Annotated in this window: 16 protein-coding genes; 8 read left to right on the plus strand and 8 right to left on the minus strand. The window is 56.6% G+C overall.

What is annotated here, in order from left to right:
• Window positions 1–419 precede the first annotated feature (419 nt).
• Window positions 420–5,837: a tandem-95 repeat protein gene (locus M9Q49_RS13990; protein ID WP_254509374.1), complete on the plus strand. Its 5,418-nt coding sequence runs from the start codon at window positions 420–422 to the stop codon at window positions 5,835–5,837.
• A gap of 120 nt (window positions 5,838–5,957) precedes the next feature.
• On the opposite strand, the gene M9Q49_RS13995 is transcribed toward M9Q49_RS13990, so the two are convergent.
• Window positions 5,958–6,140: a hypothetical protein gene (locus tag M9Q49_RS13995; RefSeq protein WP_254509375.1), complete on the minus strand. Its 183-nt coding sequence runs from the start codon at window positions 6,138–6,140 to the stop codon at window positions 5,958–5,960.
• A gap of 66 nt (window positions 6,141–6,206) precedes the next feature.
• Window positions 6,207–6,662, minus strand: coding sequence for a hypothetical protein (locus M9Q49_RS14000; protein WP_254509376.1), 456 nt, complete (start codon window positions 6,660–6,662; stop codon window positions 6,207–6,209).
• Between M9Q49_RS14000 and M9Q49_RS35765 the strand changes: the two genes are divergently transcribed.
• Window positions 6,649–7,050 carry a ribbon-helix-helix domain-containing protein gene (locus M9Q49_RS35765; protein ID WP_254509377.1) on the plus strand — a complete coding sequence of 134 codons (402 nt, stop codon included), beginning with the start codon at window positions 6,649–6,651 and terminating at the stop codon, window positions 7,048–7,050. The genes M9Q49_RS14000 and M9Q49_RS35765 overlap by 14 nt on opposite strands.
• A gap of 160 nt (window positions 7,051–7,210) precedes the next feature.
• Here M9Q49_RS35765 and M9Q49_RS14010 read toward each other — a convergent pair whose 3' ends face one another.
• The 4 genes from M9Q49_RS14010 to M9Q49_RS14025 form a co-directional block, all read right to left on the minus strand.
• The gene (locus tag M9Q49_RS14010; RefSeq protein WP_254509378.1) at window positions 7,211–7,981 is read right to left on the minus strand and encodes a DUF1828 domain-containing protein; all 771 of its coding nucleotides are present in this window, start codon (window positions 7,979–7,981) and stop codon (window positions 7,211–7,213) included.
• The gene (locus M9Q49_RS14015; protein WP_254509379.1) at window positions 7,978–8,436 is read right to left on the minus strand and encodes a DUF6978 family protein; all 459 of its coding nucleotides are present in this window, start codon (window positions 8,434–8,436) and stop codon (window positions 7,978–7,980) included. Before M9Q49_RS14015 ends, M9Q49_RS14010 begins: the two co-directional genes overlap by 4 nt.
• Before the next feature lie 544 nt (window positions 8,437–8,980).
• Window positions 8,981–9,901, minus strand: coding sequence for a DUF1559 domain-containing protein (locus tag M9Q49_RS14020; protein WP_254509380.1), 921 nt, complete (start codon window positions 9,899–9,901; stop codon window positions 8,981–8,983).
• Between the two features lie 137 nt (window positions 9,902–10,038).
• On the minus strand, window positions 10,039–11,157 hold the full coding sequence (locus M9Q49_RS14025; protein ID WP_254509381.1) for a sulfate ABC transporter substrate-binding protein: 1,119 nt from the start codon (window positions 11,155–11,157) through the stop codon (window positions 10,039–10,041).
• Window positions 11,158–11,884: 727 nt separating this feature from the next.
• Between M9Q49_RS14025 and M9Q49_RS14030 the strand changes: the two genes are divergently transcribed.
• From M9Q49_RS14030 to M9Q49_RS14055, 6 genes are all read left to right on the plus strand, one after another.
• Complete coding sequence (locus M9Q49_RS14030) at window positions 11,885–12,148, plus strand: hypothetical protein (RefSeq protein ID WP_254509382.1); 264 nt, start codon at window positions 11,885–11,887, stop codon at window positions 12,146–12,148.
• Window positions 12,149–12,582: 434 nt separating this feature from the next.
• The gene (locus tag M9Q49_RS14035; protein WP_254509383.1) at window positions 12,583–13,422 is read left to right on the plus strand and encodes an acyl-CoA desaturase; all 840 of its coding nucleotides are present in this window, start codon (window positions 12,583–12,585) and stop codon (window positions 13,420–13,422) included.
• 251 nt (window positions 13,423–13,673) lie between these two features.
• Window positions 13,674–14,231: a ferritin-like domain-containing protein gene (locus M9Q49_RS14040; RefSeq protein WP_254509384.1), complete on the plus strand. Its 558-nt coding sequence runs from the start codon at window positions 13,674–13,676 to the stop codon at window positions 14,229–14,231.
• A gap of 331 nt (window positions 14,232–14,562) precedes the next feature.
• Entirely contained in the window at window positions 14,563–15,429 is an 867-nt protein-coding gene (locus M9Q49_RS14045; protein ID WP_254509385.1) for an SDR family oxidoreductase, read from the plus strand.
• Window positions 15,430–15,468: 39 nt separating this feature from the next.
• The gene (locus M9Q49_RS14050) at window positions 15,469–17,715 is read left to right on the plus strand and encodes an efflux RND transporter permease subunit (RefSeq protein ID WP_254509386.1); all 2,247 of its coding nucleotides are present in this window, start codon (window positions 15,469–15,471) and stop codon (window positions 17,713–17,715) included.
• Between the two features lie 2,215 nt (window positions 17,716–19,930).
• On the plus strand, window positions 19,931–20,176 hold the full coding sequence (locus M9Q49_RS14055; RefSeq protein WP_254509387.1) for a BON domain-containing protein: 246 nt from the start codon (window positions 19,931–19,933) through the stop codon (window positions 20,174–20,176).
• Window positions 20,177–20,220: 44 nt separating this feature from the next.
• On the opposite strand, the gene M9Q49_RS14060 is transcribed toward M9Q49_RS14055, so the two are convergent.
• A complete protein-coding gene (locus M9Q49_RS14060; RefSeq protein WP_254509388.1) occupies window positions 20,221–20,868 on the minus strand; it encodes a response regulator transcription factor in 648 nt (215 codons plus the stop codon).
• A 21-nt stretch (window positions 20,869–20,889) separates the two neighbouring features.
• The gene (locus M9Q49_RS14065; protein WP_254509389.1) at window positions 20,890–24,678 is read right to left on the minus strand and encodes a chemotaxis protein CheB; all 3,789 of its coding nucleotides are present in this window, start codon (window positions 24,676–24,678) and stop codon (window positions 20,890–20,892) included.
• Window positions 24,679–24,953: the final 275 nt, after the last annotated feature.

The following is a 24,953-nucleotide window of genomic DNA, read 5'->3' on the forward strand; positions in this document are numbered from 1 at the left end:
CGCTCTCCGCAAAGCTTTGCAGCAAGCCATGCGAATGGAACTACGTTGGCGGCAGTCTCAGGCAGCCCGCGTCTTTCGCTGTAACTAGCTCCTTCAAAACACGGAAGTTTCCTCACCAATCGTCATTCACTCACTGCGGTTGCCTACTGAATTCATCAGAGGCTTCTGCTGACCTGAAAGCTTGGCTTCCGATTGCCGTGGTGGGCGGTCGGTGCAGCGGACCCTACACCGTTGTTATCCATGCATTCAGGTAGAGGCCCTGCGGTAAGCGGCCGGCGGAGAGGCCTGCCGCTTACCCAGGGCGGTTTTATCTCGAACTCCCGCCCAAATTTTTTAAAGCCGAGCAGTCGATCTGCAGGTGGTCCGCGCTCACCTACTTGGCGTCTGCGCGCAGTCGCCCACTGCTCGAAGGTATTCCCATGTCTGTCGTTTTGAAAGCTCGTCGTCCTCGGCCCTCTGCCTCTCTTCGCCGTCGCAAGCTCCTCTTAGAATCGCTCGAAGATCGTTCGCTGATGGCCGCCTTCACGCCTGGCAATCTGGCTGTGCTGCGGATAAGCGATGGCGTGTCCACGTTGACTCGCTTTGGCAACGCGGTGTTCATTGATGAGCTCACTCCTGCGGGTGCGCTGGTGCAATCCATTGCGTTGCCCACCACGGCAAATGGACTGCAGAAGCAATTGATCATGCAGGGCGGAAGCGGCCAACTCGAAGGAACGATGTCCCTCTCGGTCGATGGTCGTTATCTGGTGATGGCCGGCTATGGCGCCGATCTCGGCGGCACTACGAACTTGAACGCCACCTCGAGCGCGGTGGTGCCGCGCGTCGTCGGCAGGGTTGGGACTGCGGGCGATATCGATACGTCGACGGCTATCGCCAATTACGACACTACGGCTGGCAGCGGGCAGATTGTACGGACCGCGACATCGATCGACGGGAGTGCGTTTTGGTTGGCCGGTGCGGGCGGAGTTCGTTATGCAGCGCTCGGGGCAACTACGAAGACGACGATCGTCGGCAACCACGATGTTCGTAACGTTTCAATCTTTGATGGTCAGCTCTATCTCGATAACGAAAACAACACGACGGGCGCCCCGAGCGGCTTGAAAACCGTAGGGACAGGGACGCCGACGACAAGTGGCCAGACAGCGACGTTTGTTCCTGGACTTCCCACGGGCGATGGCACTACGACAAACGTGTTCGGCCCCAATGGTTTCTTCTTTGCCGACTTGGATCCGAGCGTTCCCGGCGTTGACACTCTTTACGTCGCCGAACAATCGACGACCACTGCTGGTATTCAAAAGTACTCAAAGGTGGGCAGCAGCTGGGTGCTCAACGGCACGATCAATTCGGGGAATGCTAACAACCGCGCCATCACCGGCGTCGTGACTGGCAATACGGTCACGCTCTACTCGGCCCGTGGTTTTTTGAATGTGGTGAAGTTCACCGACACGGCTGGCTACAACGCCGCTCCGACTTCGACATCGTCGGTATTGCGCAGCATTGCCGGAGAAGTGCTGTATCGTGGCATTACCTTCACTCCCGATGACGGCATTGGCGCGATTGGAGCATTGGCCGGGACGACGAATTATTCACCGGGCGCTCCTGCGACGACTTTTGCTAACGCTGCAACGTTTAACGACGCTTCGAATCTGGCTGGTGGATCCTTGAGGATCACCTACGCGTCCGGCGGATTGGCTGGAGACAACCTGGGGCTGATCGATGGGAATGGCATCGTCGCTGGCGCGGGGGTTGTGACTTTCAATGGAACGCAGATTGGCACCTATCCGACGAGTGGCGCAGGGAGTGGTTTGAATAACACAAGCCTGGTGGTCACGTTTAATGCCAATGGCTCGGCGAATCCAGTGCTGAGTGCGGGGGTGCAGGCGTTGCTGCGGCAGGTGACGTTTGCGACCAGTGCGGCGGCGGGGAATCGCGTGCTCAATGTGGCCATCGCGCAGAATGGTGGATTGACCGCGACGACGACGCAGACCGTGGCGGTGACTGCCGGTGGGCCGCAGGCGCCGGTGAATAGTGCGCCGGTGGGGCCGATTCTTTCGACCGAGGATGTGGTCGTGAGTTTTGTCGGCGGGAATGCGATTAGTGTGAGCGATGGCGATGCCGGGGCTTCGCCGATTTCGACGATTATTTCGGTGCCGGTTGGCGTTGGTACGTTTGCGGCGACGAACGGTGGCGGCACGGCGACGATCAGCGGTGGGGGCAGCAATTCGATCACGATCGCTGGGCCGCAGGTACAGATCAATCTCGCGCTGGCCACGTTGCAGTTCACACCGGCGCTGAATCGGAATACTCCAAGCGATGGCGCGACGACGGTGACGATCGTCACCAGCGATGGCACGCTGACGGACACCGATTCATTCAACATCACCCTTGTCGATGTGAATGATGCGCCGGTCGCTACGGCGGATTCGCTCGGTGTATTAGCCACCGAAAACGGCCCGGCCTTTACGATTGCAGCCGCCACGTTGCTCGCGAATGACAACGCTGGTGCGCCGAACGAGAGCGGGCAGACGTTTGCGATCACGTCGGTTGGTTCGCCGGTGGGCGGCACCGTTTCGCTCGCGGGAACGACGATCACGTTCACGCCAGCTGCGGGCTTTAGTGGCACGGCGTCGTTTCAATACACGATCACCGACAATGGTTTGAGCGGTGGGATTTCATCGCCACAGTCCGGCACGGGAACCGTTACGTTCACGATTGCCGATATCAACGATCCACCAACGGCGACGGCGGACGTGCTGTCGAACATTGCCGAAGACAGCGGCGTGCGGACGATCGCGTTCAGTGCGCTGACGGGCAACGATTCGGCTGGGCCTGGCGAAAGCACGCAGACGTTGACGATCATCAGCGTGAGTTCGCCGTTGGGCGGCACGGTGGCGATCAGCGGCACGAATGTTCTTTTCACGCCAACGCTCAACTACAACGGTCCGGCGTCGTTCACCTATGTCGTGCAAGACAGCGGTTTGCCGCCGCTGACGGCGACGGGGAATGTATCGTTCACCATCACGCCCGTGAATGACGATCCGACGATCAGCGACATCGTGAATCAGAACATCGGCGTGAACAGCAGCACCGGCGCGCTGAGCTTTACGATCGGCGATGTCGAAACGGCGGCGGCGAGCTTGATCGTCACTGCCACGAGCAACAACGCGACACTTGTGCCGAATAATGCGGCGAATCTGGTGCTCGGCGGCAGCGGCGCGAGCCGGACGATCAACGTCATTCCTGCCGCTGGCCAGACCGGTTCGGCCATCATCACAGTGACGGTAAGCGATGGCACGACGACGACTAGCGATACGTTTACCGTCAACGTCGCAGCCAACACAGCGCCGACGATCAGCGATGTGCCGAATCAAACGATTGCCGAAGACGGCGCGCTTTCGGCCGTGGCGTTCACGGTCGGCGATCTCGAAACGGCAGCGGCTTCGTTGTCGGTTGTCGGCAGTTCTTCGAATCAAGCCATCATTCCCGATGCCGCGATTATTGTCGCGAGCACTGGCGGTGGTGGCCGAACCGTTTCGATCACACCGGCTGCCAACATCAACGGCAGCGTGACGATCACGCTCACCGTGACCGACGGCGCTGGCTTGACCTCGGTTGATACCTTCACGCTGAATATCACCGAAGTGAACGACGCGCCGACGGCGAACAACGATTCGCTTACAAGCGTGAACGAAGACAGCGGCGTGCGGACGATTCCGTTCAGCGCGCTTCTCGCCAACGACTCAACCGGCCCAACGAACGAAAGCGCACAGACGCTGACGGTCACCAGTGTGACTGCGATCGCGGGCGGCACAGTAACGATCAGCGGCACGAATGTGATCTTTACGCCAACGGCAAACTTCAACGGCGCTGCTTCCTTCAGCTACATCGCGCAGGACAACGGCACGACGAACGGCGCTGCCGCGCCGCTTTCGACCGGCAGCGCGACCGTTGGCTTCAACATCGTGGCCGTCAACGACGCGCCGTCATTCACCAAGGGGGCCGACATCAGCGTGCATCTCAGCGAACCGGCGCAAACGTTTGCTGCTTGGGCTACGGCGATTTTGGCCGGTCCTGCCAATGAAAACGGCCAAACGGTGACGTTCAACGTTTCCAACAACAACACGTCGCTCTTCGCCGTGCAACCGGCGATTACTGCGAATGGCACGTTGACGTTCACGCCGCAAACCGGCGCGAGTGGCACTACGACGGTCACAGTTTTCGCGCAAGATAACGGCGGTGTGGCGAACGGCGGCGTTGATGCCAGCGCATCGCAGACGTTCACAATCACGATTCTGCCGACTCCGCTGAACGCGCTGCCGACGATCAACTCAATCGCCAATGTCACACAAATGGTCGGCGTCGCCGGGCCGATCGTGCAGCTCAGCGGCATCACGGCAGGTCTTGGCGAAACGCAAGCCTTGCAAGTGACGGCGACGAGCAACAATCCGTCGATCGTGGCCAATCCGACGATCGGTTACACCTCGCCGAATGCCACCGGCACGCTGACGCTCGCATCGGCGACTCAGACCAGCGCGGCGACGATCACGGTGACGGTGCGTGACGCCGGGCCTGATGGTTCGTTCCTCACGAGTGACGATGGTGTGGTAACGACGCAGTTCAGCGTGATTGTTGTTCCTTACAACGCACCGCCGGATGCCAACGATGCGACCCGCTCGACTGTCGCCGGCACGCCGATCAGTGGTGTGTTGTCGGCGACCGATGTTGACAGCCCGACGCTGACTTATTCGATCATCACGCCGCCGGTGCTTGGCACGCTGACGGCATTTAACGCAACAACCGGCGCGTTCACTTACACGCCGACTCCCGGCGCATCGGGCCTCGACCTGTTTCAGTTCCGCGTGACCGATGGAATCAGCAGCGATACGGCGACAGTGCGGATCGTGGTGCAAGGAGCAGCACCAACGATCACGCAGAGCGGCGGCGATTTGATCGTTGTCGGCACGCCGAGTCCCGATCAGCTCATCGTGTCGAACCTGACGGCGACGACGGTGCGCGTACGCACGCAATTCGGTTTTGGTGATTTCGCGGTGACGAATCAGCTTGTTATCAACGGCGCCGATTCGAACGATTACATCGTGGTCGCCGGCGTGCTGACGCCAACGACGATCGATGGCGGCGCGGGAGATGATTACATCTCGAGCGGCGTGCAGAACGACACGATCATCGGCGGCCTCGGCAATGACCGGGTCAATGCCAGCGGCGGCAACAACGTGGTGTGGGGCGACAATCTCAACGAACAGGATTCGCCGATCGGCGGCGACGACGTCCTGAGCTCGCTCGGCGGTCTTGACCTGCTGTTTGGCGGCGGCGGTAACGACCAACTCTTTCCCGGCGACGGCGACGACTATGTCTATGGCGGCGCGGGAGACGATGTGATCGACGCCGGCAGCGGCAACGATCGCATCTATGGCGGCGAAGGACTCGATCAACTTTACGGCAGCGACGGCGACGATGTGATCTCCGGTGGCGCGGGCAGCGACGCACTCTACGGCGGCATCGGCAACGACCTGCTGATCGGCGGCGCGGGCGCCGATTCGCTCGAAGGCCAAGACGGCAGTGACCTGCTGGTAGGCCGCGAACTCACCATCGGCAGCAGCACCTCGATCAGCGACGCGGCCGACAATGCGTTGCTTTCGCTGCTGAACAATTGGTCGAGCTTCCACACACCCAACCTGCTCGGCGCGCTCCTCGCCGGCAGCGACAATGCCCCAGACCAACTCTCCGGCGGCACTGGTGATGACGACTTCTATGCGGAAGCGAATGACTTCACCAACGACTTTAATTCGCCGTTCTATGGCAACGACCGGCGGTACTAGACTATCTTCGGTGCGCCCCAGATTGTGATCGCGCCCCAGGGCGTCGGGAGAAGGAATGATACCAGGCGTCGGTAGTGCTGGATTAAGTGGACCCGAAAAATAAGGCGGGAACAACTGCCGCTATTTTTGGTTTTGTCCCGTTGCCTTGAGTCTCGCAAAATGGTCAGCAAGGTCCCTGCTGGCTTTACCCAGATCGCGATACTTCGTCGCATCCGAACTGAGCTGCGCTCGGTCAATCCACCAGCCAAGCGTCACAGCACAGACCAGCACCAGCCAGAACAAATCTCGCAGCGTAAATTTCATCTCCCCATTCTACCCGCGCACGAAAAAGCCCCGCTATGTTTCGCGGGGCCGAATCTGCCAACTGAACTAGGCTGCAATCGCGTGCAGCAACTTCTCTACCGTCCAAACGTCGTGGGCCAATCCACTGGCCATCGCTGGAGTCGCCTTGAGGGTTTTGTGCGTGCGGCAGAAATTGAAGTGAGCGAAGTGGAGAGCCAGCGCCCATTCGTGGTTCGCCCACTTCTTCCTGAAGCAGTAAGTCAGCCGGCCCATACGCTTCGTGAAGCAGCGGATTGAACCGTTGTTGCGTTTGGTGTGAGAAGTGCAGATTTTGTCGCTGTCTGGGTTGCCGTGGATGGCTTCGCGCTTCGCACCGACTATCTGGGCAGGGCTGTAGCGTCCACCGTTGTCGTTGCCCTTGTATATCTTGATCAACATGCCGAAATCGACCCGCTCGCCGAGGTTGTGGGCAATCGCGTAGATGTAATTCCGCAGGCCATCGGTGCTGATCTGAAACTTCTTGGGAGCCGTGGCGACGCTCACCTTGCGGCAGGAACGCCTTGCAGCGTGGACCGACAACGGCGAGCAATTCGAGAATGGTTTTCTGATCGACGTTGCAGAATCGCGAAGTGGCCCGCAAGCTCATCCCTTCGGCGAGCAGCGTGACGATTTGCACGGCCTTATCCATGCCGATCCGCATGCCGCCCAGCGTGTTCGTGCTGTGCGTGAACCGCTTGCCGCATTCCAGGCACTTGTAAAACGTGACGGCGCAGGCCGGAAAGCCGGGGCCGAAGGGAAGGCGGTTTTAGTGACCGCCAGCGTGCCGAGCGAAGTGGCGGAGCAGTTTGACAAGCTGCGAGAAGCGAAGGGCTGGACGCGTTCCTATGCGGTTAGTGAAGCCATTCGCGGGCTGCTAGGCAAAGAGTCCTAGCGGAGAGAAGGGGAATCGAACCCAGCCGATACCGGCACCCTAGCGCGGGTTATAAATCCGCTGCGCGGCCAATGCGCGGGCTGCTCTCCAAAAAAGGAAAGCAGCGTTGTTGATCAAAAGGTATTCGCATACCAGAAGGACGCGAAACTTAATGGCTGGTTCACGCCACAATCGCGCTTAGAAACTCGTCTGGGCGCGACCAAAAGCAAACGTCGGAAATTGACTCAACAAATTTGAAGTCCTCTTCTTTCCAAACGTCAGCCGTATCGTCAAACAGCGAAATGAAACGAGTGCCATTTCCCGTTGAGGCGCGCAGGTGGCTGAGGTCATGAAAGAGACTTACAACATGCTCTGTCATGCGATTGCTGGCATCTTTTGTCCCGCTCGTCAGAACTTGCACAAGGGAATTTTTGTTTGGCGACTTGGTATGAAAGTCAATCGTCCAAACACGACCAGACCGCCCGGGGCGTTTCTCGCCCTGCTGAAACTCGACCTTGTTTTCCGTAAGAAATTGCGCCACCTCTTCGGTCACAGTCTCTCCAGCGCGTGAACGCATCGTGAACCATACGTCGGACACACGCACACACCCCTGCCCGAGTCGCGTGAGAGCTTCCGCGATGTCGTTTACGTTATCAACCCGAATATTCAGCGCACCCTTAAAAAACTCGATTCCAAGGGTTGAAACGATGTCAAAAATCAAACTAGTCTGCCTGGACGTGCGCTTTGACACGTTTGTCTGCATGCGCAGCCAGCGTGTTGTTTCACCCAGATCGGTAAGCGTGTGAAAGTTGCCATCGTCGCGAAGGAACAGATCGATCACATCGCCATCTGGAAGAAGATAAGGCGTGTGAATTTTCGTGTACCGGCCAAATGATTCGCACGTAAAAAGCTCGCCATTTCGCTGATTGATAATTTCACAAGGGTTGATCATTCGAAAAATCCTGGCTGTGGAACTGGCGAAGGAAAGTCTCCTTCGTGCTTTAATCCAGCCTCCACACAAAACTGCTTCCAAACCGCCGGCGGATCAGTTGCAGGTTCAGTAATGTCTTTCGGGACGTAGGCTTCTTTGTCCCGATTTTCTTCGCTCCATCTATGTTTGTGCTTCTCTCCGACTAGTTGTCCTGTTGATGGATTGCGGTGGTCCTTACCTAAGTCCAGAGCGTAAACGCGCCCTGTTCCCTTCAAAATCATGACATAGGAGAGGGCTTTCGCTTCGTGGTTGTAACTGCCGCGAACGAACAATGGATGGCCTTTCGAAGTAGCCACATCCAGCGTGAATTCCTTTGCTGGAGAGTGATCTTCGTCATCGCACCACTTAACATCGCCAGCTACAATTTTGTCTGGATCAGACAGCAGTTCTTCAAATTCTTCATTCGTAAACGGCATTTTCGTCACCCTTTGCAGTCGGCAATTGTGCCTGCGCGTGGTGACACTTTCAATCCAATTATCTGACTTCACTGGCGAGAAAAGTAGTACCCGTGAGGGGGGCTCTAGCCCCCTCATTGCAATCGTAACCACCGCTTTGACAACTTAGGTCCGCGACGGCAAATGAACCCCCAATTCCTCACCGGCCAAACCTCGCCATGAAACGAGAATCCCGCGCACCCCTGATTGTCGCCATCGTGCTGCTGCTCCTGCCGGTGCTGTACGTGGGGAGCTATTTGGCGCTGGTTGTGCCAGGGGGCGTAAAACGGCCAATCCCTACGGGGGTGACCGCCAGACTTAGCTGGGACCGTTACCGAATTGGTGGCAATTGGTCAGTCATCATTTTCTGGCCCCTGGAGCAGATCGACCGGAAGTTGAGGCCAGGGGCGTGGGAGTCATTTGAAGACCGGTTGAAGTCCCGCCGCCTTTCCCCTTAATTCCACCTTCCCCGGCTAGGTCCACTTAATCCAGCACTACCCAGGCGTCTGTGGGCTTAACATCGCGTTCATTCGATGAGTTCGCCACAGCCGCATGTGATCATGGCGGCGAAAGTTCGCACGCTGATGGTGTCGGACAAAAATCGGACGCTGCTGTCCCCCAGCACGATGCTGATGCCGCCAGGATGAAAGGAGTAGGCCTCGTTGTTGTTTGTGCAATTCATCACGCATGGTCCGGGGCAAGTCAGACCGTTGACCGCAAAGCTGTGGGGCGGGATATCGCTGGCGGGATCAGCCCACCCGGCGCCTTTTACTCGGCCATCCACGACATCGGCGTTACCACAGCCATCATTAGTCGAAGCCGGACCGCGCTTACCACGCAACCAGAACTCAGGCCGGCCGGCATCTTCCAAAAGCAGGATGGTGTTGGAAAGTCCATCGGTAACTTCAGCCATTCGCGTGCCGGCATTCCCCGAGATGATCCCTCTGGTGTCGCCAGCCGCTGGCAAGCCATTGCCCGTATAAAGTGCAGGGGCGACGTTGCCTGGAATCGCATAGTCGGAAACTGCTGCGAATTTGTTGGTCACCACCGTGTCACGGCGATTGGCGCCAGGCGCGGATGGGCAAACGGCGATCTTGATCTTAGTGGTAACCGCCGGCTGATTGTCGACGTGCTGCCAGTTGACATTGAACTTGTAAATCGCGTGCAGATTTCCTTGTTCGATTTGTGGCAGCATCATCGACATCCAACCGTGGTTCGGCTCTTCTAGTCGCTGAGGCGGAAAGACTCCGTGCGTGTCGTGATAGTTGTGCAGCGCAATGCCAAACTGGCGCAGATTGTTCTGACACGACATTCGCCGAGCCGCTTCTCGCGCCGCCTGCACTGCGGGGAGCAACAGCGCAACAATGACGCCGATGATAGCGATGACGACCAGCAGTTCGACCAGCGTAAACGCACGAAAAGCGGGCCGTTGTGCCTGGAGAAACATTGAATTGATCCTTCACAACCAGTTGATCCATCATCGATAACGGCTCGCCAGTAAATAACCGGGACAACGAGGCGCTAATCCGCTGGAGGGGAGGCAATCGCCGCGGTTCGCGGCAGCAATGCAATAACAATGCCTAACTATTTCTTCTCCGCATAGATCTGGTCGTAGACGCCGCCATCGTCGAAGTGCAGCGCTTGCGCAGTGTCCCAGCCGCCAAAGACTTCGGCGATGCTGAAGAACTTGATCGGAGCGAATTGTTTATTCTGCTCGCCTTCGATTAATTCCGGAAACGCGGGGCGATAGAAGTGCTTCGCCACCAGTTGCTGCCCCGGCGCTGAGTAGAGGTACTCCAAGTAGGCCTGAGCAATTTCGCGAGTCTTTCGCTTGTCCACGACTTTATCAACCACCGCCACTGCCGGCTCGGCCAGAATGCTGATGCTGGGGGCAATCATTTCGTACTCGGCACCCGGCTGTTTCAGCATCAAAAACGCTTCGTTCTCCCAGGTGAGCAAGGCATCGCCGATGCCGTTTTTGAATGTCTGGGCCGAGCCGCGCGAACCGGAATCCAGCACGACCACTCGCCGGTAGAGGTCGCCCACGAACTGCCGAGCCTTTTCGTCGGCTTGCTTCACCTCGGCAGCGCGGGCCGGATCTTGGAGTGCTTTCCAATCTCCCAGTTCACGATGCAGGGCAAATCCCCAAGCCGCGAGATAGCACCAGCGCGACGCGCCGCCGGTCTTCGGATTGGGAGTAACCAGTTCCACGCCCGGCTTGGTCAGATCACTCCAGTCGCGCAGGCCCTTGGGGTTTCCCTTCCTGACCAGGAACACAATCGTGGAAGTGTACGGGCAGGAATTATTCGGCAGGCGCGCCTGCCAGTCTTCGCTCATTAAGCCTTTCCGCGACATGGCATTCAGGTCGTAACCGACCGAGAGCGTAACTACATCGGCTTCCAGACCGTCGATCACCGAGCGAGCCTGTTTGCCGGAACCGGCGTGCGATTGGTTGACGGTCACCTCCTGGCCCGACTTTTGTTTCCAGTCGTCTGCAAAGGTTTGGTTGAACTCGGAATAGAACTCGCGAGTGGGATCGTAAGAGGCATTCAGAATTGTCACCGCGGCTGGCGCTGGCTTCATCGGCGTAGCGGCGGGCGCGCTATCTTTCGGCGAAACTTCGCTGGGGGCAGTCGAGCAGCCCACGATCGCGAGAATGGAGCAGGTAAAGATGCGCAGGCTCCAGGAGGTGTGCAGGCTCATAGGTAGAAGACATTCGTTGGGGTGAGGTCTGACAATTCGCTTGGGCGATTATCCACATGGTTTACTTAAGCAGAAGACGTGCCCAGCAATCTTCGAGTTGCCAGGGCGTTGATTCAGCATCCTTCACGGCTTAGCCGTTAGATCTGCTCGCATGCTGGACCCGTGTGCCGTGAAATAATATCGCAGGACCTGAAAAAAGCCTGATTTGCGAGCGTTTTACTTCAGTTTTGAGGTTGGCACACGGCTAGCCATGAGTTCTGGCCACCTCTCAGTCCATTCGATCGTTGCGCCATCGCAGGCAGATTCTAACTGAGGGGTTCGATTCGCTCTGTGGGAGATTTCGCCACAAAATCGAATGGCACATTTGGAGCGACAAGACTTGTTTCGCATCGACTGTCTCATCGGACCGACAGCGCGCTCGCTCCGTTTCGTGCAGGCAGAGTGGCAGCGCTGCTTCGTCGCCCGCTTACTGGGCTGCCAGAGCTATGCAAAGCGGAGTAACCGGCGTCGTTCGAAAGGAAATCGACGGCTGCGCTGCCGCACCAATGATGAATACGTACGTCGGAGTACGCCCCGCACAGCAGTAACCCCGGGAAAACGGCACGTAGCGTTTTTGCCGATAGACAGCACCTCAGTGGGTGCGTCATGCTGCGTTGATAAAATCTATTCGCTGCGGGCCGCGGAACTTTTTGGCTCCTTGCCCCGGATTCTTTGCGGGAGTTGAGCCATGCGGACGACGAAGCGGGTGACGTTGACCGAGACCAGACTACGCTACCACTGGACAAAGCCGTCCGATCTACCAGAACGGTTGGAGCTTATCGACCGAATCACCGGCCACAGTGTCGCGGTCATTCAAACCGTGTCGCGTCAGTATGAATGGAAACGCAGTACCAGCGCGATCATCCACGGCGCGCCGCCAGCGGAAGGCGAGTGTGAGACACTTTCAGATGCAAAGATCCAAGTCGAAGCGGGTTTGCCTAACGAAATGTAACGCGAAGCCCCACCACACGGGCCGTACAAAAGCTGCCAAATTCACGAGCAAATGCCACCCAGCGACGCGTCTGCCCCACTCGTCTAAATAATCATCCCGTTCTTGGTGTTCTCTTACATTGATGCGTCTGACGCTGGCCGTCCTTCTGGCTACAGGACTCGCTACGTCATTACACACATCTAAAAAGGGCTAAGGACCAGAGACGCTGTAGCGTCAAAGTTAAGTAATAGCTTCCGCTCGTTGCTCTTATTGCCGGATGGGGCGCGACGATTGCTCTCTGCTCTCTGCCAGCGACTTCACGAAAAGCGAAAATAGACATGAGCAATATACCCAACTGCGACTACTTTCAGCGATCGATTCCACTCACGGCTCCCGCATCGACCGGTGTGCAGCAGCCCGTTTCGTTGTGGGCACGCTTAGTTCTACTGGTTGCTGTGATCGTTCCGTTCCTGGGCTTGGTTGCAGCCGTCGTCTCGCTCTGGGGGTGGGGCTTTCGTTGGACGGACTTCGCGCTCTTGTTCTCCATGTACCTGCTTACCGTTTTGGGCATTACCGTCGGGTTTCATCGCTTGTTCACTCACCGTTCGTTCAATACGAGCAAAACGGTGCAAGTCATCCTGGCGATACTCGGCTCTATGGCAGTTCAGGGCCCCTTGCTGCAGTGGGTCGCCCTCCATCGTCGCCATCATCAGCACAGCGATGGGCCAGAAGACCCGCATTCGCCGCATCACCAAGGCCAGGGTATCAGCGGATTGCTTCGCGGCCTGTGGCATGCGCACATGGGCTGGATGTTTGGATCCAGGCCGAATGACCTGCAGAATTACGTGAAAGACTTGAGTCAGAACAAGACACTTCAGGCGGTTAGTCGGCTGTTTCCCTTGTGGGTTGCGCTGGGCCTGATTCTGCCGGCCGCGATCGGCTGGCTACTGGTGGGATCGGTCAGTGGCGCGTGGACAGGTTTTATCTGGGGCGGTCTAGTGCGGATTTTATTTGTGCACCATGTTACTTGGAGCATCAACTCGGTGTGCCACGTCTGGGGACAGAGGCCTTTCAAGAGCAGTGATGAGAGTCGAAACAATGCTTGGTTCGGCATCCTCGGACTCGGCGAAGGTTGGCACAACACTCATCATGCGTTTCCCACCTCTGCCCGCCACGGACTGTGGTGGTGGCAAATCGACGTGAGCTATATCGTTATCCGTTCGTTGGAAGCATTTCGGCTGGCTTGGAATGTGAAAATACCTTCGCAGGCTGCCATCGCGCGTGGAAGTAGCTAACTAACTGCCAGATGGGCAGACGACTGCTCACGCGCAAGATGCGTGGCAGGTCAAAGTTCTGTAATCGCTGACGGTGTTTTTTGCGCGCTACTCCTCCCATGTATCGGCAAGCACGGCGCGCTTGCCGCTTTCAAGGCAATATCCGCTGTCGGAACAGGGTTTGCTCCTTGGCCACATAAATTTGAATTGCATCGGATGCCGACTACTTCAGTTTGGACCGGTTCGATCGATGCTGCACTCGGAAAAATACGATGGATACGCTCCTAGAATTGCTCGAAGATCAGATCAAGGATCTCTACAGCGCAGAGAACCAGTTGACGAAAGCTCTACCCAAATTGGCCAAGAAGGCGGCTTCGGAATCACTCGCGGACGCATTCACTTCGCACCTCAAAGAAACGAACGGACAGATCGAACGGCTGCAAAAGGTTGGCGAGTTGCTGAAAATCAAACTCACCGGCAAGAAATGCAAGGCCATGGAAGGGCTAATCGAGGAAGGTAAGGAAGTGCTGGAAGAGGAAGGTAAGTCGGCAGTCATCGACTCTGCGTTGATCGGCGCCGCACAACGCGTCGAACACTACGAGATCGCAGCTTACGGCACCGCCAAAGCGATGGCTGAACACCTGGGGTTTGCGAAGGTCGTGAAGCTGCTTGAGCAAACGCTTGCCGAAGAATCCGAGTGCGACGAAAAGCTTTCGAGTATTTCACTCGATGAAATCCTGCCTGCAACGGATGTGACCGAAGAGGATTCAGCTGTGGAGGAAGTCGACCCGCCGAAGCCTACTCGCAAAAAAGCCTCGGCGCGCAAATAGATCCTTTGGGAACCCAAGCGTTGCCGCGTGCTGATGCCGCGCGGCGACTCAGCAAAAGCCATCAATTGCTACAACCACGAAATAGCATGACAGCCGCAATTGATGCGATTACCGATACGACAATCGATCCTAGGCAGCCGAGGCGACTTGAATAGAAAGCAAGCATACAAGCCTTTCGGTGTTCTGAAAAACATCTCCTCGCTTGCAACTCTCGAACCGCCGTTGCCAGTGTAGTGGAAAAGTTCTTGACCGAGAGAACCGAGTTTGCCGTCACTCTGCGCTGCGAAAGTCGATGCGTGCGAGAGTCGCACTAAAAATCTGAAGGACAACTATGAAAACTGAACCGAAGTCTCCGCTCCCCGCGCAATCCCAAGTCAAACCTGGCCTGGATTCGGCAATGTCTCCACGGCCGAAATATTTAGCACCCGATTATGCTGGCGCCAGCAAGTTGAAGGGGAAGGTCGCCCTAATCACTGGCGGTGATTCGGGGATCGGGCGATCGGTCGCCGTTCTTTACGCTCGTGAAGGAGCAGACGTCGCGATCATCTACTTGTCAGCCGAACAGTCCGATGCCGACGAAGTCGCCGAAGCCGTCTCGAAGGAAGGGCAGCGAGCATTGCTCATTCCCGGAGATGTTACCGACAAAACTTTCTGCCAACGGGCAGTGCAGCTGACGATCGACGAGTTTGGTCAGTTGGACATCCTGGTCAATAATGCAGCCTATCAGCAAACGCAGGAAAACTTCGAGGATATTACGGTCGAGCAATGGGAGAAAACCTTCCAGACCAATATCACTGGCTACTTTTTCATGGTCAAAGCCGCGCTAGGTCACTTGAAGGCCGGGAGCGCAATCATCAACACCGGCTCGATTACTGGCATGGAGGGAAGCAAAGCCCTTGTCGATTACGCATCGACCAAAGGTGCGATCCACGCGTTCACTAAATCGCTGGCGCAGAATCTCGCGGAGCGACGAATTCGCGTGAATTGCATCGCTCCGGGTCCAATTTGGACTCCCTTGCAACCAGTTTCCAAGCCACCCACCAAGGTTGCAGAACACGGTGCAGACACGCCGCTCAAGCGTCCTGGCCAACCAGAGGAAGTAGCACCAGCATTCGTATTCTTTGCATCGAACGCTGACTCCAGCTACATCAGCGGCGAGATTCTCACGATCCTCGGCTGGGAAACGCGCGCCGCGTAAAGGTACGGACTTCCTATCGAGGACAAAAGACATGGGGCCATGATCGACCGCCGCACCAAACAGTACGCAGCCTGGCTGATTCTCGCAATCACTGGTTTGCTCACGCCGCTTATCGCCTGGAAAGTTCAAGTCGCCCTCAACAGCAACAGCAATGACGTTCGCGATTGGCTTCCGGCTCAATACCCTGAGACTGCCGAATACAAGGAATTCTTTCGGCGGTTTGGCAGCGAGGATTTCGTGGCTGCCAGTTGGCCCGGCTGCACGCTCGACGATCCGCTCTTAGATCGATTTGCCGAGCGTTTGCGGACACCCGCCCGCCAGCGACTGATTCGCCATGTTTCTACTGGCACTGAGTTAGCGCGAGCGCTGCAAGAAGCACCGCTCAGTTTGAGCCATGACGCTGCCATCGGTCGCCTAAAAGGATCGATCGTCGGTTCCGATGAGCGAGCAACTTGCGCAGTTATCACGCTCACGGATGAAGGTCATCATTACCTGGCAGCTCCGCTCGCTGAAATTCGCGAGGCGGCAAAAGAAGCAGGGCTTCCCGCAGGCTCACTGAAGCTTGGAGGTCCACCGGTCGTCAATGCGGCGATCAATCAGGAGAGCTCGCAGTCACTTGTTCGTCTCGCCATGCTCGCGATGGGCATCGGCCTCGTCATCGCTTGGTGGTGTTTCAGAGACATGCAATTGACGTTAATGGTGCTCGCCGTGGGCCTCTTCAGCGCAACCGCCAGTCTGGCGGTGGTGACCCTCTGCGGAGTGCCGCTCAATGCGATCTTGATTACGATGGCGCCGCTGGTCTACGTGTCTGGCATGTCGGGCGGTATTCACCTGCTGAATTATTATCTCGATGCGGTGAAGGAGGGTACGCTCGACCCAGTGCAACATGCCGTCAAGCACGCCATGCTCCCCCTGGCGCTCGCAGCAGGAACAACGGCGATCGGTTTGATGTCGCTCGAATTCGCCGATTTGCTACCGATTCGCGAGTTCGGCCGGTTTTCAGCCATCGGAATTGTCATCAGCGTGATCGTGCAATTCACGTTGCTGCCTGCCTATCTGACTCTGTGGCCGCCGCGGCTCAAACACGGCAGCAGTCGCGAAGGGGACAAATCGAACTCATTGGACCGCTCGGTCGACTCTGCGATTCGCCAATTCGCAACGTGGGTCATCTTCCGTCGGAACTGGTTCACGGCTTTGTTCGTGCTGCTCATGGTTGTTGGCAGTTATGGCCTGGCACGCGTACAAACTTCCATCGAGATCATCCGTCTTTTTTCTCCTCGCACGCCAGTGCTTGCCGACTACGCTTTTCTCGAACAGCAGTTGGGCGGCCTGGTGCCCATGGAAGTCATCCTGCGGTTCGACAACAGCAGTCCTCACAGTATCGGTTCGCGTCTCGCATTGATGAGTGCGATTCAAAGTGATCTGCACACATTACCCTCGGTAAGTGGCAGCCTGTCAGCCGCCACTTTCGCTCCTCCGGTGAGCGGGCGGATTCGCTCGCTGACTGGCATCACCTTGCATCGTCGTTTGGCAAAAAGCGGTTATTTGATGGTCGAGGATAAGGCGGAATATTGGCGCATCAGCGTGCGCGTGCGAGCGGAAGACATCGACTACGATTTGTTTCACGAGCAGCTGGCTCAAAAGATTGCACCCGAAATCGCCGCGGCGGGCATGGCGCAGGAAGTGACTACCTCCTACACGGGAACCGTGCCGATTATTTACAAAGCCCGCCGCTCGCTGCTGCAAGGGATGATTCTGGGTTTTGGCACCGATGTGCTTTTGTTGGTCGTCGCTGCGGTCTTTGCCACGCGACATTGGTCCAACGGAGTGCTGCTGTTATTGGGGAGCATGTTTCCAATGGTCATTGTCTTCGGCTGGATGGGGCTGGCGGGAATCGTCGTTGATGTTGGCTCTGTCATGACGCCGTGTGTAGCCTTGGGGGTGACAGTCGACGATGTGATCCATTTCATACTTTGGTTCCGACGGGGCATTTCCAGCGGTCACCGCGTCGATGATGCCGTTCTGCTCGCTTATGACGGCTGTGCGCGTGCCATGTATCAAAGTTGGGGCGTGATCGGCTTAGGCCTGTCGGCCTTCGCCCTGAGCAGTTTTGTTCCCACTTTTCGCTTCGGCGCATTGATGATCGCGTTGCTCACAGTCGGACTCGCGGGCAACTTGATTTTTTTGCCGGCGCTGTTGAGTGGGCCACTTGGTCAATGGATCGCCCGAGCAGTTCGTCGGCAGCACCCAACTGTCGATGTCCCCGAACACAAGAGCTTGAATTGAGGTTGCTAGCGGGCGACAAAACGCAACAACCCATCCTTGCTTATCTTTGATTGCAAACGATTCCTCGTGCGACTTACCTGCGCCAATAATTGCCGCAAAAAGCGCGCGGTGAAATTAATTCTGGGAACCATTTCCCGCGCGTTTCAACAGCTAAGAATGTGAGTCTCTCTTGCTGCTTAGTAACATTTGCCACCGGCACACGCCCTGCAAATATGGTTACATCTGCCGTTTAGCTGCCACGTCCTACGCAAGACTCTTGGCTTGCGTCTCGCCTGTGGGACGATCTTAACCCCATCAAATCTCTATCGCGGCAATACCGTGGTCATGCACCGCGCTGGTTATGAACCTTCAGCCTTATAAAACTCCACCGCAGTGGTGGTCCCCGTGCCTCAATTCGTCTCGGATTGCCTTTTGGCGACCATTCCGCCGCATTCGAGCCCGGCACGAACATGGCTTTGTCGGAGCGGAGATTCAAGGTGCAGAAGTCATTCAGCAAGCCATTTTGGCAGGTCATGGAATCTTGATCGCGCCCAATCATCCGTCACATGCAGATCCGTTCGCATTGATGGAGGCGTCCGACGAACTTCATTTGCCCTTTCACTTTATGACCGCTTGGCAGGTGTTTGCGTCTACGCATCGGCTAGCGGCCCGCAGCGAATTAGTTGTGTGCCTACAACATGACGCATGCGGCGCTATCTGTCTGTCGTGAAGAAAGCTACAAACGAAGATTTTCGGTTTGTTGCTTGTCGCGGCGGTGCGGGACTCGCGGAGTTTTGTCCGGGAGGTTTTTATTCGGCCGGTGCGTCTGGCAGTCCATTCAGCGTCGCACGTTTTGCGTCCGCCATAGTGGGCGACGAACCGCTGATCGGTGGCGCTGCGTGCCGAGCTACGCTCGTGTAACGGCTCCAGTGCCACCGCCCGTTCAAGTCACTGATGACAACGGCAATTGGCGCAAGTACAAAGTCGTCGATTAACTCGACACGGACGGGTGAGCCTGTCGGCTCCGTCCAGTGGTATCGGATCATTGTTGCTTGCGCGATGGCTGGCTACAGAAAGTTGCTTCCGTTGGCTGGCAGGGCCTCATGCTCTATCGGCAAAAAGACGTAGCGACTTCCACTACATTATCTTTGCGACATTCGGCGACTCATCAGAGTTTGGCTTGCTCGATTCATGCGACTGGTACAGCGTGAACACCGCGCCGTTACGTTAAAAAGGCTTCGAGCTCTCATCCAAGAGAATTAGGCGGGCAGCGCTGGGGCCGTCGATGGGAATTCAGCAAGCCGTTGAAAAAGTTTCAAAAGCGCTAGTGTTAGTCCAAGTGCTCTGGAATTACGCAGCTAGCCTCACTTCGGACACGAGTTTTTCAACAGGCTTTCGCGACAAAGAATGGCAGAGCAAACATTTGCGCTTATAGCTATCCATGCAACTGCGCACCTAGATTCTGCTCATGCTAGGTGGATGTTTCATCAAATTCAACGATTGCATACCCGCCAGCACGTCTTCGAACTTACAAAATCTGCCAGAATGACTACGACAGCCGCGTTATTCCGTCAGGCCAGCCAGTACGCGAACTTTGCTGCATGTGTTACTGACTATCTGCGCCGGTGGCATGGCGTTCAGCAGAAGTGCTCTCTCGCGTCGGCAGGTCTACACGCGGTAACGATTGCTGACCATGATCGCACTTTTTGAAATAGCACCCTCGTCGGCGAGTTCGGCCGGAACCCAGCCGACGAGGGGCGTTGGGATATCGCCAACGCGTGGGCGCGCTTGCGATGGGAGCAATCATAGAAAAGTCAGACCCTGGCTGTATGTCGTTGAAAATGCTACGTAACCAAAAGTCGCGCGATCGAATTGGATTCACCGTGCTCGCCTTTGACTCTCGTGTTGCAGGTAAGAATTCCTGCGCTGCGCGCAAATGAAATGACATCGAGTGCCCACTTCGTGGATTCGACTAAACTACTCGAACGAGCTCGCTATATACCTGCAAGTCGGTACACGCCTTGCGAGGGATGGTTCGTTCACTTTTCAAATGGTTGGGCGCGTGTTGTTCGCAGGAGTTCAAGATGGAGTTGCTGGTGACGGCATTGCTGACGGGAGCGGTAACCGCGTGTGTGTGGGCCGCAACTAATCGTTTTCCGCCAAGGTTTACATCATGAGTCCGTGCTCAACGGCCCCAGGTGTAGCAATTTCAGATGTAGTTCAAAGGAGTGGATTTGTGAAGAATCGCGAAGTGAGTTCAAAGCCGCCTATCGCGGGCGACCTGGAAACAATGGCACATCAGGCGCTTCAAAGCTCACCATATCGCGACATCCGCCGCGTGCATTGCGAGGTCCGTGAAGGCGTCCTAACCCTTCAAGGACAAGTGAGCAGCTTCTACCACAAGCAAATCGCGCAAGAACACTTGCAGAGCAAGTTCGCCGGATGCGCGCTCGACAATCGATTAGTGGTTTCCGACGATTGAGAACTTGTCTTCGCCAGTAATAGTTGGCGTAATCGGTGTGGCCCTTAAGAATGTTGCATAAACCAGAGAATCGCACGATGGGTGAGTTCGGACCCATTTGCGAGATTCAGTTTTGCCTTGATCCGCTCTCGATACGTTTCGATTGTCGAGGGAGAGAGTTCGAGTTTTTGGGCTATCTTTTGAGTGTTGTCGCCTTGCCCAATCAAGGTGAAAATCTCAAGTTCACGTGCGGATAGTTGTGATTCCTCGTTCTGTGATTCGACGACGCTGGATTTGCGATTTGCAGGGTATTCCCGTGAGCGTTTCGCCATCCGCAGTGCTTCGAGAATCTCTTGGTTGGTAGACTGCTTGCACACATAGCCCGCCGCACCGGCGGCCAGCGCCCGGTTGGCGTAAACTGCGGCGTCGTACATCGACAGCACGAGAATAGCGGTTTTCGGCTCGATTACTCTGATCTGCTCCACCAAATGCAAGCCGTTTTCCTTCGAGAGAGAAATGTCGATCGTCACCAAGTTGGGACGCAACGACTGGAAACTTGCTAGGCCAGTGGCAACATCAGCTGCTTCACCGCACACTTCGAGATCTGGCTCAGCGGAGAGAAGTTCGCGCAAGCCGTTTCGAAATAGCTGATGATCGTCGACGATCAGAACTCGCCAGGTTGAGGGCTCGGATGCAGTTGTCGAAGTTGTCACCAGTCACTCCTGACAATTGGACTAGGAATTCAAGGTACAAGTTAGGACCGTCCCACGCTCTGCTCCGGCTTCAATCGAAAGCCGGGCACCGATCAGGCCGGCTCGATGCCGCATAATCCGCAGACCATCACCGTGTGTCTCCACGGCGGATTTGTCGCCGAAGCCCACACCGTCATCGCGTACGATTAGCTCTTCGCGCAGCGACTGACGAAGTTGAATCCAGATATGCTTCGGTTGGGCATGCTTTACTGCGTTATGCACGGCTTCGCTGGCGATTCTGTACAAATGTGTCGCCACAAAGCTGTTGGAAACAGGGACTGGAGAAACACACTCAAAAATACAGGCAATTCCATACGTCTGTTGCGTTCGTTCCGCCAGATCCTGCAAGGCATGCATGAGCCCATCGGGGGCGACTTCGACTGGCATTAGCCCTTTTGTCAGAATGCGAGACTGACGTTTGGCGTCCTGAGCTGCTTCGCGCAATGTAGTCGCCTTCTCGTGCAACGACGTGTCGACATTGCGTAAGTTCTCAGCCAGGCCGCCAGCTAACATGGCGATGCCAGCAATTTGTTGGCTGAGTCCGTCATGCATTTCCTGGCCCATCCGCTGCTGTTCCTGGTCGGCGATCATGGCCACTTCACGTTCGAGTCTCTTTCGCTCAAATACGTGTCCCAGTTGAACTGCGATGCTGGGAGCGATTTCAAGGAAACGCTCATCTTTCTTAGCGTGGCTTTCAGAATAAAATTCCAGCACGCCAACGATGTTGTTGTCCATGGAGATCGGTAGTGCGACGGCTGACTGAAAGCCGTAACGATGCGGATGCGAACGTGTCCAGCGCGGGACGCGCTCGACATCTTCGCACCAGATTATCTCGCCAGTTCGCGCAACTCGTCCGACGAAATCGTCCTGAATATTAAGTCGAAGTGTTTCGCTGGATTGACGAAAATCGGCTAACGAAAGTTCTGCGCCGGAGACCTCGTTCGTCGAAATACGCCAAATGCCACTGGAAGTCAAACACTGAGTTTCTTCCACGACTAGCCAGGCATGACCGACGATCCATTTACGAACCTCGCAGATGCGATCGATGGCCGCTTGCAAAGCCACATCAATCGACATCGCCTGATTGGCGGCGGTCGCGATATCGCGCAGCACAACCATGGCCTGTGACCGCGCTTGAACCTGAAGCTCCAATGATTCACTCAGTTCGCGAAGGCGTTGTTCGTTCAGGCGTAACAGCTCCTCGGCCTGTTTGCGGTCACTGATATTGACGAAAGTGATCACGACGCCATCAATCCGATTGTCGGCAGTGCGGTAGGGCAGAATGCGGCGCAAGTACCAGCGCCCGTTGCCACCGTCGATCTCCCGCTCAATGGGAATCAAAGTTTGCAGTACCGTCTCTGCTTGCGTTAGCAGTTCCGGATCGTGGAACTTCCGCGAAAGATCGTTCAGTGGCCGACCAATATCAGTGGCAATGAGTTCGACGAGGTCCTTGGCAGTGGGGGTGAAGCGGCGAATTCGGAACCTGGCGTCCAAGAACAAAACAGCGATATCTGTGCTGGTAAGCAAAGATGCGAGATCATTTCGAGCCGCCTCATGTTCCTCAATCTTGGTCTGCAATTGAGCGTTGACGGTCGTGAGTTCTTCATTCAGTGACTGCATTTCCTCGCGGCCGGTCTCCAGTTCTTCGTTGGTGCTTTGCAACTCTTCGTTGACGCTTACCACTTCCTCGTGCGAGGCACGCAGCTCTTCGTTGCTAGTTTGCAATTCCTCGATCGTGCTCTGCAACTCGTCGCGAATGCGGCGCAATTGGCCGGCTGTAACGTCTTCTTCAGTCTCCGCAGAGGCGGTTGGCTCCGCCTGGCTGAGAGCTATTTCGCCGCGATCCTGAAAACTCAGCACGAACAAACCACTGGCGGTCGCGGTCTCCAGCGGAGAGGCGGTGACAGCTATCCGATGCCGCTTGCCGTGGACATCGGCCCAGCCATCCGGCTCTAGGACCGTGACGTTCTGCGCTACCGAACGTTGCAACGCAACTCTGGCGGCAATGCGCACTCCGTCCCGCAGCAACGCCATCAGATCGCGGGTGGCTTCGCCGCGAGGATGGGTGAGAAACAGTTCTGTTTGTCCATGGAAATACACGATCCGAAACTCTCGATCGACAGTGACCGCCGCCGGCAGGTGATGCGTTAGTAGCGCGTGCCCGGTTAGCTGAGCTAACGAGGTCTTATTTGTAGTACGAGATTCGATGCGCGCAAACTCACGGTCGAACGTGGAAGCAGGACCGGGAATATCCACAGTCCCATGTCGCGTGGGACCGAGCCGGCGGAACAAGCGAGCGCGCCTGTCGATGGGCTCAAAAGCAGCACTGTCGGTGACGGTCTCGCTCGCGCCGAGGAAGAGTGTTCCCCCTTCGCGCAAGCCAAAGTGCAACAGACTCAAAACCCGCACTTGGATTTCGGGTTCCAAATAGATGAGCAGATTACGGCAAGAAATGATGTCGAGCCGCGAGAACGGCGGATCTTGCAACAGGTTGTGCGGCGCGAACACAACCCGCTCCCGTAGATCCTGTCGAATTCGATACAGCGCATCCTCCTGTTGGAAAAATCTCGCTAACCTATCAGGCGTGATCTCCGCTTCGATCCCACCCGGATATAACCCCTGCCTGGCGTTCTGCAACGTTCGTTCAGCCATGTCCGTGGCAAACACTTTGATATCGAAATGTTTGCCGGCGCGATCTGCTTCCTCCACCAGCAACATTGCCAGCGTGTAGGCCTCCTCGCCGCTAGAACACGCGGTGACCCAACAGCGAAGGGCGGTGTCCGACTCGCGACCAGCGATCAACGGCACGATGACGCGTTGCCGCAGCACTTCCCAAGCATCAGGGTCGCGAAAAAAACCGGTAACGTGAATTAACAGGTCGTCGGACAGGCCCGTGACTTCCGTGGGATTTTGCCGCAGATGCCTGGCGTATTCACCCAGCGTGGCAATCCGGCACAATCCCATGCGGCGCTGAATGCGGCGGAGCACGGTCGGTTGCTTATAGCCGCTGAAGTCCTTCTTGGAACGTGTCCGAAGGATTGCCAGGACCTCGCGCAACTGGTGCTGTTCCCGGGTCGCCAATTCCTGAGGAGACTCGCCGTCACCGCGCGCGTAGGGATGTGCGGCATAAGCGATCAGCGTGCTCGGCATTGTGTCAGCCGTCAGAACATAGTCCGCGTAGCCCGCATCGATCAGGTGCCGCGGCATCGACGGATACTGCGCCGCTTCTGGATCCTGCGCGATGCACAGACCGCCGACGGCTTTTACGGCTTGCGCTCCGGCAGTGCCGTTGCTGCCCATGCCGGACATGATGATGCAGATGGCTCGCTCTCGTTGCTCTTCAGCGAGCGACTTGAAGAAATCGTCTACGGGGCGCGTATGCATCGGGCGTTGCAACCGCTCGCCAAGGTGTAGGAGACCTTTGCAAATTGTGAGCGTATGGCCGGGCTTGATCGCATAGACAGAATTCGGCTCGACTCGCATGCCATCGCGAACTTCATGCACGACCATCGTCGTATGCCGCGCCAGGATGTCGACCAAAAGGCTCTCGCGTTCGGGCGGCAGATGCTGCACGAGGACAAACGCGAGCCCACTGTCTGGAGGCATCGCCTTAAAGAAGTCAATGAAGGATTCCAAACCGCCAGCCGAAGCACCAATTCCTACCACAGGAAACGGCAAATGCGGCGGCTCGTCATTGTCCACGTAGTGTGTCGCTCGATCATTGTCGGCTGAGTGTTGAGCAATTTCTTCGTCGCTTGGATTTTCGTTCATCGTGTTCGGCAGCTCAGGAAGTCCAGCAAACTCTTCAGCGGCATTAGAGCATTGGAAACCGAGTGCACCAAGTTGCGACGTCGTTCCGGATGGATGGTATCAGGCTAGCGGCAGAAGAAACATCGCTAACACTCCCGCCTTGATCGGCAATTTGCTTTAGAAGCACCCTCGCCGACAACTTTTGAGAGTCGCCGACGAGGGGCAAACGTCACGGGAGACTCCGCCTCCTGATTTCCTGCAACGCCCTTTTGGGGCAGCCGATGCGTGGCAGGTTC

The sequence above is a fragment of the Anatilimnocola floriformis genome (assembly GCF_024256385.1).
Taxonomy (GTDB): domain Bacteria; phylum Planctomycetota; class Planctomycetia; order Pirellulales; family Pirellulaceae; genus Anatilimnocola; species Anatilimnocola floriformis.